13 protein-coding genes are annotated in these 14,953 nt (G+C 36.1%); 7 read left to right on the forward strand and 6 right to left on the reverse strand.

Annotated features, from left to right (window positions below; translation table 11 throughout):
• The first annotated feature begins 403 nt into the window (after positions 1-403).
• The 5 genes from NAT47_RS04930 to NAT47_RS04950 all read left to right on the forward strand — a co-directional run bounded on the left by NAT47_RS04930 (position 404) and on the right by NAT47_RS04950 (position 7,565).
• Positions 404-1,495, forward strand: coding sequence for a glycosyltransferase (locus NAT47_RS04930; protein ID WP_250580875.1), 1,092 nt, complete (start codon positions 404-406; stop codon positions 1,493-1,495).
• A complete protein-coding gene (locus tag NAT47_RS04935) occupies positions 1,485-2,840 on the forward strand; it encodes an O-antigen ligase family protein (protein ID WP_250580877.1) in 1,356 nt (451 codons plus the stop codon). Before NAT47_RS04930 ends, NAT47_RS04935 begins: the two co-directional genes overlap by 11 nt.
• Positions 2,803-3,825, forward strand: a complete 1,023-nt coding sequence (locus NAT47_RS04940; protein WP_250580879.1) for a glycosyltransferase family 4 protein — start codon at positions 2,803-2,805, stop codon at positions 3,823-3,825. Before NAT47_RS04935 ends, NAT47_RS04940 begins: the two co-directional genes overlap by 38 nt.
• 1,683 nt (positions 3,826-5,508) lie before the next feature.
• The gene (locus tag NAT47_RS04945; RefSeq protein WP_250580881.1) at positions 5,509-6,024 is read left to right on the forward strand and encodes a hypothetical protein; all 516 of its coding nucleotides are present in this window, start codon (positions 5,509-5,511) and stop codon (positions 6,022-6,024) included.
• A gap of 158 nt (positions 6,025-6,182) precedes the next feature.
• Positions 6,183-7,565: an exopolysaccharide biosynthesis polyprenyl glycosylphosphotransferase gene (locus NAT47_RS04950; RefSeq protein WP_250580910.1), complete on the forward strand. Its 1,383-nt coding sequence runs from the start codon at positions 6,183-6,185 to the stop codon at positions 7,563-7,565.
• A gap of 97 nt (positions 7,566-7,662) precedes the next feature.
• On the opposite strand, the gene NAT47_RS04955 is transcribed toward NAT47_RS04950, so the two are convergent.
• Positions 7,663-8,802 carry a lipoprotein N-acyltransferase Lnb domain-containing protein gene (locus tag NAT47_RS04955; protein ID WP_250580912.1) on the reverse strand — a complete coding sequence of 380 codons (1,140 nt, stop codon included), beginning with the start codon at positions 8,800-8,802 and terminating at the stop codon, positions 7,663-7,665.
• 92 nt (positions 8,803-8,894) lie between these two features.
• Positions 8,895-9,968, reverse strand: coding sequence for a putative type IX sorting system protein PorV2 (locus NAT47_RS04960; protein ID WP_456298674.1), 1,074 nt, complete (start codon positions 9,966-9,968; stop codon positions 8,895-8,897).
• 127 nt (positions 9,969-10,095) lie between these two features.
• Between NAT47_RS04960 and NAT47_RS04965 the strand changes: the two genes are divergently transcribed.
• Both NAT47_RS04965 and NAT47_RS04970 read left to right on the forward strand, forming a co-directional pair.
• Positions 10,096-10,836 carry a CDP-alcohol phosphatidyltransferase family protein gene (locus NAT47_RS04965; protein ID WP_250580914.1) on the forward strand — a complete coding sequence of 247 codons (741 nt, stop codon included), beginning with the start codon at positions 10,096-10,098 and terminating at the stop codon, positions 10,834-10,836.
• Positions 10,836-11,684, forward strand: coding sequence for a glycoside hydrolase family 25 protein (locus NAT47_RS04970; protein WP_250580916.1), 849 nt, complete (start codon positions 10,836-10,838; stop codon positions 11,682-11,684). Before NAT47_RS04965 ends, NAT47_RS04970 begins: the two co-directional genes overlap by 1 nt.
• Before the next feature lie 198 nt (positions 11,685-11,882).
• Here NAT47_RS04970 and lptB read toward each other — a convergent pair whose 3' ends face one another.
• The 4 genes from lptB to NAT47_RS04990 all read right to left on the reverse strand — a co-directional run bounded on the left by lptB (position 11,883) and on the right by NAT47_RS04990 (position 14,940).
• On the reverse strand, positions 11,883-12,680 hold the full coding sequence (lptB, locus tag NAT47_RS04975; RefSeq protein WP_250580925.1) for an LPS export ABC transporter ATP-binding protein: 798 nt from the start codon (positions 12,678-12,680) through the stop codon (positions 11,883-11,885).
• A 110-nt stretch (positions 12,681-12,790) separates the two neighbouring features.
• Complete coding sequence (locus NAT47_RS04980; protein WP_250580927.1) at positions 12,791-13,144, reverse strand: carboxymuconolactone decarboxylase family protein; 354 nt, start codon at positions 13,142-13,144, stop codon at positions 12,791-12,793.
• A 3-nt stretch (positions 13,145-13,147) separates the two neighbouring features.
• A complete protein-coding gene (gene tatC / locus NAT47_RS04985; protein WP_250580929.1) occupies positions 13,148-13,975 on the reverse strand; it encodes a twin-arginine translocase subunit TatC in 828 nt (275 codons plus the stop codon).
• The gene (locus NAT47_RS04990) at positions 13,975-14,940 is read right to left on the reverse strand and encodes a KpsF/GutQ family sugar-phosphate isomerase (protein ID WP_250580937.1); all 966 of its coding nucleotides are present in this window, start codon (positions 14,938-14,940) and stop codon (positions 13,975-13,977) included. Before NAT47_RS04990 ends, tatC begins: the two co-directional genes overlap by 1 nt.
• Between the last annotated feature and the right edge of the window lie 13 nt (positions 14,941-14,953).

A 14,953-nucleotide genomic window follows, 5' to 3' on the forward strand; every position in this document is an offset into this window, starting at 1 on the left:
AGTTTTTTGAATGTTGAATTTTTAGGAACACAGATTTTAATAATTTGGGAAATTTTTGGAATTTTAATTTGGGAATAAATTTTTGAAATTTTGTAACACGGATGACGACGGATTTTCTCTGCGACTGAAAACTGCGACTGAAAACTTATCTTGTTTCAGTTTTTTGAATGTTGAATTTTTAGGAACACGGATTATAAAAATTTGGGAGTAATCTTTAAAATTGGTGTTATATGATGGTTGGCTTGAGCTTGTTTGTGGTATTGCAGGCTTAAAGAGGAAATTTTAAGCAAGTTCATTAGAGATGTATCATTTGTAATGTTTAAGTTGAATTTGTGTATTCTTTGTATTTCTTCTTTTGATTTTTTCTATTTTTACAGTCTAATCCTTAACACGATAAACTCTATTGGCTTCTCCAAAAGAAATACGCATAGCGCAACTTATTGATAGCCTTGAAGCAGGTGGAGCGGAACGCATGGCGGTGAATTATGCAAATGCTTTACAGGCGAGTACAGGTTTTAGTGCGCTTGTTACTACTCGTGCAGAAGGCAATTTGAAAGCTGAATTATCACCAGACGTAGCATATGCTTATTTACATCGCCAACGGGTTTTGGATGTGAAAGCGTATCGGTTGTTGTGTAATTTTATTAAGAAGCATCGTATTACTCACGTTCATGCGCACAGTAGTTCTGTATTTTTTGCCATTCTGTTACGCTTGCGTTTTCCAACTCTTACGATTGTTTGGCACGATCATTATGGTTGGAGCGAACAATTGGATCGTCGTCCTAAATTCGCTTTACAAGTGGCTAGTCAATTTGTAAAAGGAATTATTACAGTCAATCATGCTTTGCAAAGCTGGTCCCAGACTCATTTGTTTTGTAAACAGGTATTGTACCTTCCTAATTTTGTTGGTATCCCCTCTGCTACTTCGCTACCTGCTATTTCTTTACATGGGGAAGAAGGGAAACGAATTGTTTGTTTGGCTAATTTACGCCCTCAAAAAAACCACAGCATGCTTCTCGAAGTAGCCCAACGTATGAAAGCAGTTCATCCCGACTGGACTTTTCATTTGGTAGGGAAGGATTTTCAAGATGCTTATTCGGACCAACTCAAAGCAACACTTTCTCAAACGAAATTGGAATCCCATGTTTTTATTTATGGAACTCAGCAAGAAGTATCAGGTATTCTGAAGCAATGCAGCATTGGGGTTTTAACTTCAGATTCCGAAGGCTTGCCCGTCTCCATCCTAGAATATGGGCTTGCGGGACTTGCAGTTGTTGCCACACAAGTAGGAGAGGTTGGACAAGTTCTTACAGAACAAAATGGTATTTTGGTACCCAAAGGCGATAGCGTAAGCTTTTTCCATCACTTGTCGCAATTGATAAATAATGTATCTTTACGTCAGGAATATGGCGAAGCCTTACAAAAACACATTAAGCAGACGTATAGCACAGCAGCCGTTATTCCCGAGTATTTAAAATGGATGTATGAAGACTAAACAACCCACTTATCTTTTTATAGTTGGTTTGCATGTATTGCTAGCGCTAGCTATTTACTTACTTCCTTTTTTATCTAAAATTTATGGATTGTTACTTCCTTTGCTTGGGACCGTTTTGTTAGTCAATACCCAAAATAAAAATAACGAAGCTTTGTTTTTGGCAGCCTATGCCATAGGTTCGGAAGTATTGTTGAGGATGACTGAAGGTAACTTTTCCCACGAACAAACCAAATATTTGGTCATTTATTTTTTGTTATTTGGTGCCTATTATACTGGGGTTTCAAAAAAATCCTTTATTTACATTGTTTTTCTTCTTTTGTTAATACCCGGAATCATTATTGGTGCTAACGTATTAGGAGAAGCCACAAATATTCGAAAAGCAATAGTATTTAATATTCTTGGCGAAGTAACGCTTTTTGTGAGTGCTTTTTATTGTTATCAGCGTTCGGTTTCGCAATTGCATGTTGAATATATTTTGAAAGCCATGGCACTCCCCATCGTATCGCTTTTGACTTATCTTTTTTTGTATACGCCTTCTGTACGGGATGTAATTACGGGTACCCAATCCAATTTTGAGACCTCGGGTGGTTTTGGTCCCAACCAAGTTTCTACGGTTCTTGGATTGGGTATGTTTTGCTTTTTTGCTTTGTTGGTGTTGTATTCCAAAACGAAAAAGCTACAGCTCCTTCATTTGTTCTTGCTGATTGTTGCTTCATTTCGAGGTATAGTTACCTTTTCTCGTGGTGGGGTCTTTACTGCTGTAGCTATGATGGCTGCTTTTATTCTAGTCTTGTATTGGTTTGCTACTGCTAAAGCGAAAAATTTAATTGTGGTACTTTCCCTCAGTGCTTTTATCCTTGGTGGTTTTGTTTGGACGTATAGTATTATCCAAACAGACGGTATGATTGAAAATCGTTATGCCAACAAAGATGCTCGAGGCCGAGAAAAAACAGATCGTTTAGGAGGTCGGGAAACCATCGCTAAAACGGAATTGCAAATGTTTAAAGATAATCCTGTTTGGGGTATTGGAGTGGGGAAGAACAAAGAATATCGGGAAGAAATGACGGGTATAGTAGCTGCTTCTCACAATGAAATTACTCGTTTGTTAGCCGAACACGGTATGTTTGGTATAGCTGCCTTATTGATACTGGGCATAACGCCTCTGTTTTTGTATTTGGGCAATAAACAAAATTTATTTGTCGTCCCTTTTCTTATTTTTTGGTTGCTGACCATCAATCATGCCGCTATGCGTTTGGCGGCTCCGGCTTTTGTGTATGCCTTAGCTTTATTAAAAGTTCAATTTGTAGATGATACAACTACTGTACCTCGGGAATCGGCTAAGTAAGCATGGTTTCAATGCTACTACGATAGAAACGCTTGGGCCTCAGCTTGAGCAAGAAGGGTATGTGATTCACTATGCTTCTGACCAAAAGTCGTTTGTTTTGCGGTTACTCGATATGTTACGAGCGGTTTTTGTGTATCGGAATCACGTGTCTTATATTTTAATTGATACCTATAGTACTACCGCTTTTTGGTATGCTTTTTTTTCGAGTCAATTGGCTAGGCTGTTTTCTGTTCCTTATCTTCCTATTTTACATGGAGGCAATTTGCCTCAGCGTTTACAACGGAACCCTTTCTTATGCCAGCTATTGTTTGCTCATGCCTATCAAAATGTTGCGCCTTCAGGGTATTTAAAACACGCTTTTGAAACGGCGGGTTATTCTAATGTAGTGCTTATTCCTAATACCATCGAAATAACTCGTTATCCCTTTAAAGCCCGAATTTCTTTTGCTCCCAAACTCCTTTGGGTACGTGCTTTTGCTGGAATTTATAACCCTAAAATGGCAATTGATGTGTTGGCTCAATTAAAAGAAAAGTATCCAGAAGCTGCCTTAACTATGGTAGGGCCCGACAAAGATGGGAGTTTAAAAACTACTCAAGATTATGCCAATTCGTTAGGCGTTTCGGTTTGTTTTACGGGTCAGTTATCAAAATCTGAGTGGGGACAGCTATCAGAAGATCACGCTATTTTTATCAACACTACTCATTTTGACAATACTCCGGTGAGTGTTATGGAGGCTATGGCCTTAGGACTTCCAGTAATCAGCACTAAAGTAGGGGGTATTCCTTATTTGTTAACCGATACCGAAAATGCTTTGTTAGTTCCTGATGGTGCTGTTTCTGCCATGGTTCAGGCTGTTGTACAATTGATCGAAAATCCCAACCAAGCTACTGAGATGGCTACAAATGCACGTCGTTTTGTGGAGCAGTTGGATTGGGAAGTAGTGAAGGAGAAGTGGGTGGAATTGATGGGGAGGAGTGAGGAGTGAGTGGTGAATGGTGATAAGTGAGTGGTGAGGAGTTATTATGGTTTTAGGTTTTTGGAACGCGGATGACTCGGATTTATTGGATTTGCGCTGATTTTAATTTTAGGTTTGGGTCCGCTAAAGCGGAGGCGGATGATGACGGATTTTCTCTGCGACTGAAAACTTATCTTGTTTCAGGTTTTTGAATGTTGAATTTTTTGGAACACGGATTTTACTAATTGGGGAAATTTTTGAAATTGTACTTGTTCTTGAAGTTGTTTTAGGAACGCGGATGACTCGGATTTATTGGATTTGCGCTGATTTTAATTTTAGGTTTGGGTCCGCTAAAGCGGAGGCGGATGATGACGGATTTTCTCTGCGACTGAAAACTGCGACTGAAAACTTATCTTGTTTCAGGTTTTTAAATGTTGAATTTTTAGGAACACATATTTTTATAATTTGAGTAATTTTTGAAATTTTAATTTTGGAGTAATCTTTATAATTTTTGGATTTATTCTTGAAATTGTACTTGTTCTTGAAATTGTTTTAGGAACGCGGATGACTCGGATTTATTGGATTTGCGCTGATTTTAATTTTAGGTTTAGGTCCGCTAAAGCGGAGGCGGATGATGACGGATTTTCTCTGCGACTGAAAACTTATCTTGTTTCAGGTTTTGAATGTTGAATTTTTTGGAACACGGATTTTACTAATTGGGGAAATTTTTGGAATTGTACTTGTTCTTGAAGTTGTTTTAGGAACGCGGATGACTCGGATTTATTGGATTTGCGCTGATTTTAATTTTAGGTTTAGGTCCGCTAAAGCGGAGGCGGATGATGACGGATTTTCTCTGCGACTGAAAACTTATCTTGTTTCAGGTTTTGAATGTTGAATTTTTTGGAACACGGATTTTACTAATTGGGGAAATTTTTGAAATTGTACTTGTTCTTGAAGTTGTACTTGTTCTTGAACTTGTTTTTGGAACGAGGATGACGGAGGCTGAGGTTCTCGAAGCCGTAGTTGTTAGAACGCGGATGAAACGGGTCCGCTTAGCGGAGCGCTGATGAAACGGATTTTCTTTGTTTGCGTTGAAGGGTTCGCTAAAGCGAAGATGGATGGGGACGGATTTTCTCTGCGACTGAAAACTGTTACTGAACACTTATCTTGTTTCAGTTTTTTGAATGTTGAATTTTTAGGAACACGGATTTTACTAATTGGGGAAATTTTTGGAATTGTACTTGTTCTTGAAGTTGTTTTAGGAACGCGGAAGGTGTTGGATTTACTAAAGTGAAGGGGTATAGTAACTGAGATATAAGCCTGTTTTTTTCTTCTGTGCGGGATTTAAAATTACTTTTATTTGTAAAATATTTATTAATAATTAATAAATAATTCCTTTATATTTGATTATAATTAATTCTTTATCTTATAGTTATAGTTTTTCTGGTTGAAAATAATTTTTTTACTAAGGCTTATTGGGTTCCAATTTTACAAAGGTATTTCAGTTCTTAGCAAGCATTGGCTTCTTGTGCTTCGCTACAATAAGGAATAGTCACTATTTAAAAATTTTAATCTGATTTGGTTTTAGCTATTAATTCCCATTGTGAAAGAGGGTTTCATTCATTCTCGCTTTTTAATTTGTTTGTTTTTTAATTCTTACACCATATTTTGAAAACCGACATTAAATCAAGATCAAAGCATAAAATATCACTTATGGAAAAGTTTTTAAAAAAGAATTTAGTTTTAGTTAAGTTAGGTTTTATAGTAGGGCTAATTTCAACAATATTGACGTTTCATTTTGTTTATCTGTTTGAAGGTGATAGGAGTTCGTTTCATTATTTTTCCTTTACTGCTTTTTTTGTTGCTTTGCTTTTTTTTATGGCGTTGACTTTCACCTCCATTTCGATTGTTAATAAAATCAATTATGAGCGCTTGCTGTCTGGTAAACCTCAATACAACAAAACAAATCAAATTGTGTTATTGGGATTGGTAAGTTTTATCTCTTATTATTTAACGGATTGTATTTATTATTTATTGGAGTACTATTTTTTTGATTCAAGTATCACTTCTCATCTCCTTGACGAGACTGATTCGCTGTCTCCTATGTTAAAGCAAGACAAGTTGTTTTATAATTATCCTATCACTATTCAAAATAGTTTGATGAATATTTTTGCCTTGTTATTTTCTATGGCCTTATCGCGAATGGCTTTGGGTAATGATAGGTATTAGGGCGCGTGAATATTAGTTTTGTTGTATTCAAATTTACCAAGATTGGATTAGTATTATTAGAAGTATGTTATTGAATAATTAATTTTTACTAAAAAAAGTATGTTTCTTTTTCCCTATAATCTTAAATTCTTTACTTTGCAGCAAAATAGTTAGATACTATGAACTCTTTTAAGAATATTCATTTTGAAATTTCTGAGCGCAAAATTTTATTGCGAATATTGGATGTTTTGTTTCCGATCATCGCCTTCTTTTTTGTTGCTCATTTTTTCGTTATTGACTATTTTGTGATGACTTTACAGCGCCCTATTGCTTTACTTGTTTTTTCGCTTTATCTCATGTTGTTTGGTACTGTCTTTGAGATGTATCACCTGCAAAATGCTAGTTCATGGTTGCAAATAACGAGAAGTGTTGTTTTGACCACCTCTGTTACTGTTTTATTTTATTTACTCACGCCTTTTTACACGCCTGTTTTGCCATCGAATCGTTTGCAAATCTTGGTTTTCTTTTTTTCGGTTTTATTTTCTTTGTTACTCTGGAGGTATTTGTACATTCAATTCCTGGCTTCTAATCGTTTTGTTAAGAAAGTGCTTTTTATTGGGTTGAGTTCTGAAATGGAGGTCTTAGTAGCTGAACTCAATAAGTTTAATCCGCATTACAAGATTATGGGGTTTATTGCTGTTGATAAAGCTCCTATGTCTTGCTCAATTCCACTTGTGGCAGAAGCGGAGTTGGAGGAGTTTGTTCGAAAAAATTTTATATCTGAAATAGTAGTTACGCATGTTAAGAATAAAATGACGTCTCCCGATTTGTACAATCAATTGTTGCGCTTTTTGGAGAATGGTGTGGTAATTCGGAAGTATAGTCAGGTTTATGAGCATAGTACTTATCGTTTGCCTATTCATTTTGATGATCGGGAATTTTATAAGTTTTTTCCATTTAGTAGAAGCAATCAAAATAAGTTGTATGTTTATTTTAGTCGTATTTTAGATATTGTTTTTTCACTAATTGGATTAATGGGGTTCTTTGCCATTAGTCCTATTATTTGGGCTGTTAATCTTTTTGCTAACAAAGGCTCTTTTTTCTATACACAAGAACGGGTTGGAAAAAACGGTATTCCCTTTACCATTTATAAAATGCGTACTATGGTAAAAAATGCTGAAGAAAATGGTGCTGTTTTTGCTGTTTTAAATGACAGTCGAATAACTCCTTTTGGTAAATTCTTGAGAAAAACAAGACTAGACGAATTGCCTCAATTTATTAATGTTTTAAAAGGAGATATGGCTATCATTGGACCAAGACCAGAACGTCCGATATTTGTAAATCAAATTGCAAATGTAATTCCTTTGTACCAAACAAGACATGTCATCAAGCCTGGCTTAACGGGTTGGGCTCAAGTGAACCATCCTTATGGCTCTAGTTTAGATGATAGTTTGATGAAATTGCGTTACGATTTGTATTACATCAAGCATCGCAGTATTTTTCTAGATATTGATATCTTAGTGAAGACCATGAGTACGGTTTTGTTCTTTAGGGGGCAGTAGTGAGGGAGATGAGGAGATTGGGTGACGAGGAGACGGGGAGACGGGGAGATTGGGAGTGTTTAAAATTTATGTTTTTGCTTTTGAGTTTATTGGTGTTTTATTTTGGTGTATCTGTTTTATTGTGTGCTGTATTAGATTTCTTAATCTCTAACACAATTTTTCCGATCCAATACAAATGTAAGGCGATGAAAGGCCAAACGATTTCTAAGTGGATTTTTGTGGTCATGTAGGCTAGATATACTAACAACATAGCCAAAAGGATTTGTCCCATTCGCTTAATTTGGTGTTTGTTTCCTTTTTTAAGATACCAAGCGAATACTAGCAAAAGTGGATTGAACAATAAAATATTGTAGTTCCATAACACTTCTTCGTGTACTGAATAGGCTCCTACCAAAGAGAAAAATAATCCCAATATTCCTGCGAAAACAAAATAACTGATTTGAATCCATTTTTTGTTGGCCACTACTAAAACTAGTAGGATTGTGATTAATGCGTAGATGGAGTTCAGTCCATTGAAAGTTCCTTGGGGCTTGCTGACTTCTAGTATTTTATTGTTGCTTTTCTCAATTGCATCCCCATTGATTTTAGTCTTTGAAATGGCATTTTTGAATTCGTAAGGAAGAAATAATCGCGTTGCTGGTTCGTCTACTTTCGTACCAAAAATCAATTGAATTCCTAATTTCATGAAGAAATCGGTCATGTAAGGATACAGCATTTCTCTGTAGGATTGATTGGAAGTATTGGCTTTGATGTATTCGTTTCCTAAAATTCCATTGATTTTATCGACTACCATTGTAGTGCAATTTCTCTCTATGAATTTGTAGGTGTAAAAACGTTCTTCACTGTAAACCGAGTGATTCAGTTGCTGGAACAATAGGTTGATTTGTGATGGGTTCAATGCTATTTCTTGTTCGATAATTTCTCGATTTTCTGCTTGATAATTGTAATAGAAATCGATAAAACTGCCATTTGTGACAAAATATTGCAAGTCGCCTTTAACGAATTTTCCGATGAAATTAGGGGTGCTAAAATCAAAAGCGCCATAATTGTACACTACATCTAATCCTATCGTACTGTCTTGAATGCGAATACCCGTGTGTCCATACATAGCATACGATTCCGGTCCTAATCCACAGGTTAAAATACTGACTTTTGCTTTTTCCGAAAGGGACATGTTTTGGGAAAAAGCAATGGTGCTTAGTAGTATGGAAAGTGTTAAAAGTAGTTTTTTAGTCATACCGTATTTTGTTTCAGGTTTCAAGTTTCAGGTTTCAGGTTTCAGGTTTTTTTGCTATGACCTATTACCTATAACTAAATACTTATTACTCATTATCTAAACAATTCCCAATCCACTTTTAAGGAGAAAATATTCGAATACAATGCAGCACTTTGATCGCCTAAATCGGTTAAAGCGTAATCTACTTGGATGCCTTTGTATTTGAATCCCAATCCTATATTGGGTTGGAAACTTAATTTTTTTGAATTGTCTATTTGGGTGATTTGTTGGAAGTTTCCGACTCCGGCTCTAATAAATACTAAATCCAAATATCCAAATTCTAACCCCAATGCAGGATCAATACTCACCGAATTGGTTGAAATTAGATCATTGGTTCTCGTGAATTGCATGTTTAGGTTTGTAGCGGCCAACACGCTGTAATCGTATCGAATGATCCATTTTTTTGACAATCCTAGTTGGGCTTTCGGTAGCGTAATTTCACTTGTTTCTGGCAATTCTTGATTTTCACCAGGAATGGCATTTGCAATTTCCTCGTATTTTTCTTGATTGATGGTCCAGGTATTGTAAGTGGTTGTGATGTCGCGAATCATCAAACCTAATTTCCAATCTTCGTCATCGCTGATGTATTGTATACCTAAATCCAATCCAAATCCCCAAGAATTGGCAAAATCGCCTATTATTCTTCGGATAACTTTGGCATTTACGCCGTAATTTAAGCCTTCAATCGGTAAGCTTCGGGCATAGGAAACGGTCAAACCATAATCGGCTGTAGAGAATAACGAGATTCGGTTGTAGTCGATGTTTCCTTCGCTGTCGATTAATTGCGTTGTATTTAAGATGTCGTCTACACCAAAGCGGATTAGTGAAATTCCCACTGCACTTTGGTCGTCGATAGGCATAGCGAAACCGGCATAATCGTATTGCGCAATGTTGGCAAAATAATTGGCATGCATTAGCGCAAATTGTTTGTCTTCTAATTTCAATAAACCTGCTGGGTTCCAATAGCCTGAGTTTACGTCTCCCGTGTGTGAAACGACTGCATTGGCCATTCCTAAAGCGGCTGCATCAACTCCAATGTTCATGAATTCATTGGAATATTTTCGAACGGTTTGACCATAAGCCAACCCGCTAAAGCAAATTAGAAAATATAAAGTGGTCTTTTTCAATGCCAATTTTTTTACAAAGATGAAATAAATTTCTTAAATAGTAAACTCTAAAAGTATTAACTTATTGTATTACCTTTGTTTTGAGATTTATAAAGTCTGTTATTTCGATTTTTTAAAAGATTAGTGTATGCAAATTAAAAAACACATTCCCAATGCTATTACCTTAATGAACTTGTCTACAGGTTTATTAGCTATTATTGCTATTTTTAGAGGCTACTATGATGAAGCTTTTATCTTTGTCTGTTTGGGTATTTTTCTTGATTTTTGGGATGGATTTTTGGCTAGAAAATTTCAAGTGGCTGGGCCTTTAGGCGTTCAGTTGGATTCTTTGGCTGATATGGTGACTTGTGGTGTTGTGCCAGGATTGATGATGTTTCGCTTGTTTGAAGACATTCAGCAAACCCAACCTGAGTATATGTTAACCGAAGAAACGTTTTACATGGGATTTGTACCGTATTTGGGTTTTTTAATCACGATAGCTTCTTGTTATCGTTTGGCGAATTTTAACATCGATACGCGTCAAACGGATTCTTTTATAGGGTTGCCCACACCGGCAAATGCTTTGGTTATTATGAGCCTTCCGATGATTCAGTATGCGAATGATTTTGAAGCTTTGACGGCTATTTTATACAATCCTTTTGTGTTATTGGTAATCACATTTATTAGCGCTTATATTTTGAATGCAGAAATTCCGTTATTTTCTCTTAAGATAAAAGAATTTACTTGGGCGAAATACAAAATGCAAATCTCATTTTTAGTGGGTTCGTTGTTGTCTTTTGTCGTGTTAGGATTTATTGCAATACCATTGATTATTATCAGTTATGTACTGATTTCTATTATCCGCAATAAAACGGTTTCTAAGGTGTAATGGCGTCAACTTCTTACAGAAGAAAATCGGTTAGAAAGAAGAAATCCACCAAAGGGAAATGGGTTTTCTATTTGATTTCTTTTGTTATGTTGCTTTTTGTTTTAGTTGGGGTTTATCAATTTCGCGATGGATTTTTATACTATTTGGGCTTCAAAACAGATAAAACCCTTGATCGTCTGTCTGAAAAGGAGCGTAAGCTAGTTGATATTCGAATTTACGAAGTTTTGCACCAACACGATGATAAAGCTATTGGTTTTGATGTTTCGGAATACCAAAGTGAGATTGATTGGGAACAGACTTATCACCTTGATGAATCGTTTGAGTTGTCCTTTGTTTTTATTCGCGCTACTGCTGGAGTAGATAAAATTGATACCCGATTCCGTGCTAATTGGGTCGCTTCCAAAGAGCGCCAATTGATTCGTGGCGCCTATCACTATTATCGTCCTAATGAAAATTCTATTGCGCAAGCCCAAAACTTTATCAAAAATGTAACACTAGAAAAAGGCGATTTACCCCCTGTTTTAGATATTGAAAAATTACCCAAGTCACAGTCGATTGATAGTTTAAAAGTAGGATTACGTCGTTGGTTGAAAAAGGTAGAACAGCATTATAAAGTCAAGCCCATTATTTATTCTGGAGAAAGCTATTACAATGATTTTTTGAAAAAAGAATTTTCGGATTATCCGCTTTGGATTGCCAATTATAATTTTTGGCGCAATCATTTAGAGCCTGATTGGATGTTTTGGCAATTCACTGAAAAGGCGCGTATTGCCGGTATAGAAGGTATGGTTGATATTAATATTTTTAATGGCGATAAGAATAGGTTGTTGTTAAAGTGTATTCGATAATTTTTTTAAACGCAAAGGCGCAAAGTTTTTTCGCTAAGGGCGCAATTAATTCAAACGCATAGACGCAGTAGTTTTACTTTGTATTGTGTTTAGGTGTTGTAATTTTATAGTTTACCTTGACTACGCGCTTCGTTTGTCATGCTATTAAGCATCTCTTGAACAACACAGCACATCATAAAACTTAGTGCTACAAAAGAATTATTCTTTATTCAAATTCAATTCGCCTTTACCGTGGATGATGGTGGTTTTAGGAGCTTCAAAATCGATTTTCTTTTTACGCAATTCGAAGTTTTGGCCTAAGTACACCCTTCTTACTACTTCGTCAGCTGCTAATTCTTCTGGTTTTCCAGCTTTTAGGATTCCTCCTTCAAACATCAAGTAGGTTTTGTCGGTTATGGCTAAGGTTTCTTGAACGTTATGGTCGGTAATTAAAATTCCGATGTTTTTATTTTTTAATTGGGCTACAATTCGTTGGATGTCTTCCACCGCCACAGGGTCAACCCCAGCAAAAGGTTCGTCTAATAAGATGAATTTTGGATCGGTTGCTAAAGCACGTGCAATTTCGGTACGACGTCGTTCGCCCCCTGAAAGTAAATCGCCACGGTTGGTACGAATGTGTTGCAATGCAAATTCATCAATTAACGCTTCCATTTTCGCTTCTTGTTCGGCTTTTGAAAGGTTGGTTAATTGTAGTACACTCATAATGTTGTCTTCGATACTCAATTTTCTAAAAACAGAAGCTTCTTGTGCCAAATAGCCAATTCCGTGTTGTGCTCTTTTGTACATTGGAAAATTAGTAATGTCCATATCGTCTAAGTAGATATGACCGCTATTTGGTTTTACTAAACCTACAATCATGTAGAACGATGTGGTTTTTCCGGCGCCATTAGGTCCTAATAAACCCACGATTTCTCCTTGGTTTACTTCCACGGAAATTCCTTTTACTACACTTCTTTTTTTGTAGGTTTTAACTAAATTTTCTGCTCTTAATTTCATTTTTTTAGTTTATGAGTTTAGAAGTTTATGAGTTTAGAAGTGAATTTGCATTGCAAATAAACAAAAAACATTCAACGAACTACTACTTTTAACTTCGATTTTGGAATTTGTTAGTTCGAACTTTGTTCTTCTAAAGCTTCCCAAAACTCGTATGCTCTTCTTAAATGAGGGATTACGATGGTTCCGCCTACTAAGGTGGCGATTCCCATGGCTTCCATCATTTCTTCTCTGTTTACTCCGTTTTTGTAAGCGGTTTCCAAGTGGTATTTGATGCAGTCATCACAACGTAACACTGCAGAAGCTACAAGGCCTAATAGTTCTTTTGTTTTAACATCTAAAGCGCCCTCAGTGTAGGCATTAGTGTCTACATTGAAGATTCTTTTGATTACTTTGTTGTTGTCTGCTAATAATTTTTCGTTCATTTTAGAACGATAGTCATTGAATTCTTTAACTAAATCTGCCATTTTTTATGTATTTGCTTTTTCTTTTTCTTTTTCTTTGTTTTTTACTACCAAAGCACTTATAAAAATACTTATTTCATACAAAACCAATAGGGGTATTGATACAACTATTTGACTCACCACATCAGGAGGTGTTGCAATAGCAGCTACTATTAGAATGAGTACAATAGCGTATTTTCTGTATTTTCTTAGGAATTCAGGCGTGATTAATCCGATTTTGGATAGGAAATATATGATTATTGGAAGTTCAAAAATTAGTCCACATGCAATTACCGAGGTTTTTATCATTCCAATATACGACTGCACGTTAATATCGTTTTTAATTTCTGGACTTACATTAAAGGTAGCAAAAAAGTTAACGGACATGGGGACAATTACGAAGTAGCCAAATAAGATTCCCATGAAAAACAACAAGGAAGAAACAAAGATAAATGCTTTCGCATATTTTTTTTCTTTTTCGTACAATGCGGGACTAATAAAGTTCCACAATTGCAAGAGCATGTAGGGGAAAGCTATGATAAATCCTGCCGTAATACACGTCCAAATTAACAAAGAGACTTGTCCTTCGATGTCTGTATTTTGTATTTCGAAAGGAAGTTCTTTTACGCAAAATGATTCCGAAATATTCAATTGGGTTGATAAGTCGCAAAAGAATTGGTACGTAATGAAATCTGGACTTTTAGGTCCAAAGATGATGTCATTAAATATAAAATCACTAAAAAAGAAAGCTACAGTAGCTCCAATTAAGATGGCTACGGTGCTTCTTACTAATAACCAACGCAATTCTTCGAGATGGTCTAAGAACGACATCTCTTTCATGTTTTTTTCTGCCATTATACGATTCCTTCTTTTAAAATATCGTGTAAGTGAAGTATTCCTTTGTATTCGTTGTCGTCAATTACTACTAATTGTGTTATGGCGTTGTTTTCCAAAATATTCAACGCTTCTGAAACCAAGATGTTGGAATGGATGTTTTTTGGATTTTTGGTCATGATGTCCTGAGCCGTTAAATCTGCAAAAGAATCCCGGTTGTTTAACATGCGGCGAATGTCTCCATCAGTAACAATTCCTACTACTGTATTATTTTCGACTACGGCTGTTACCCCTAATCTTTTTTCAGAAATTTCCATGATTACTTTTTTGATAGACGCATCAGGAGTAACCATTGGTTTGTGTGTGGTGTCTAACATATCTTTTACGCGAAGCAATAGTTTTTTACCCAAAGCTCCTCCAGGATGGTATACTGCAAAATCTTCACTTTTGAAATTACGCATTTCCATTAAACACACTGCTAAAGCATCGCCAAGCACTAATTGAGCGGTCGTGCTGTTGGTAGGCGCTAGGTTGTTTGGACACGCTTCACTTTCTACATAAGCATGTAAAATGTAATGCGATTCTTTGCCTAGAAATGAATTTTTGTCTGCGGTCATTCCGATTAACGTATTGCCGAAACGTTTTAACAAAGGAACCAATACTTTGATTTCAGGGCTGTTTCCGCTTTTTGAAATGCAGATGATGCAGTCTTCTGGTTGGACCATTCCTAAATCGCCATGAACTGCTTCTGCAGCATGTAAAAACATAGAAGGTGTTCCGGTAGAGTTTAAAGTAGCCACTATCTTTTGGGCGATTAAGGCGCTTTTGCCAATGCCTGTTACTACGAGTCTTCCTTTTGAATTGTAGATTTCCTTCACACTTTTTGCAAAGTCTTCGTCGAGATAATTTACTAAGTTTTCGATGCTCTTACTTTCTGAAAGTAAAGTCCTTTTTGCTGTTTCTAAAATCGAATTTGTTGTGCTCAAAATACAAATATTA

Source organism: Flavobacterium fragile, from assembly GCF_023634865.1.
GTDB lineage: Bacteria > Bacteroidota > Bacteroidia > Flavobacteriales > Flavobacteriaceae > Flavobacterium > Flavobacterium fragile.

What these genes read in the sequence shown, in the direction of transcription:
- NAT47_RS04935 (WP_250580877.1), top strand. Translation starts at nt 1,485, where the DNA reads ATGAAGACTAAACAACCCACTTATCTTTTTATAGTTGGTTTGCATGTA.
- NAT47_RS04940 (WP_250580879.1), top strand. Translation starts at nt 2,803, where the DNA reads ATGATACAACTACTGTACCTCGGGAATCGGCTAAGTAAGCATGGTTTC.
- NAT47_RS04945 (WP_250580881.1), top strand. Translation starts at nt 5,509, where the DNA reads ATGGAAAAGTTTTTAAAAAAGAATTTAGTTTTAGTTAAGTTAGGTTTT.
- NAT47_RS04950 (WP_250580910.1), top strand. Translation starts at nt 6,183, where the DNA reads ATGAACTCTTTTAAGAATATTCATTTTGAAATTTCTGAGCGCAAAATT.
- NAT47_RS04955 (WP_250580912.1), bottom strand. Translation starts at nt 8,802, where the DNA reads ATGACTAAAAAACTACTTTTAACACTTTCCATACTACTAAGCACCATT.
- NAT47_RS04965 (WP_250580914.1), top strand. Translation starts at nt 10,096, where the DNA reads ATGCAAATTAAAAAACACATTCCCAATGCTATTACCTTAATGAACTTG.
- NAT47_RS04970 (WP_250580916.1), top strand. Translation starts at nt 10,836, where the DNA reads ATGGCGTCAACTTCTTACAGAAGAAAATCGGTTAGAAAGAAGAAATCC.
- lptB (WP_250580925.1), bottom strand. Translation starts at nt 12,680, where the DNA reads ATGAAATTAAGAGCAGAAAATTTAGTTAAAACCTACAAAAAAAGAAGT.
- NAT47_RS04980 (WP_250580927.1), bottom strand. Translation starts at nt 13,144, where the DNA reads ATGGCAGATTTAGTTAAAGAATTCAATGACTATCGTTCTAAAATGAAC.
- tatC (WP_250580929.1), bottom strand. Translation starts at nt 13,975, where the DNA reads ATGGCAGAAAAAAACATGAAAGAGATGTCGTTCTTAGACCATCTCGAA.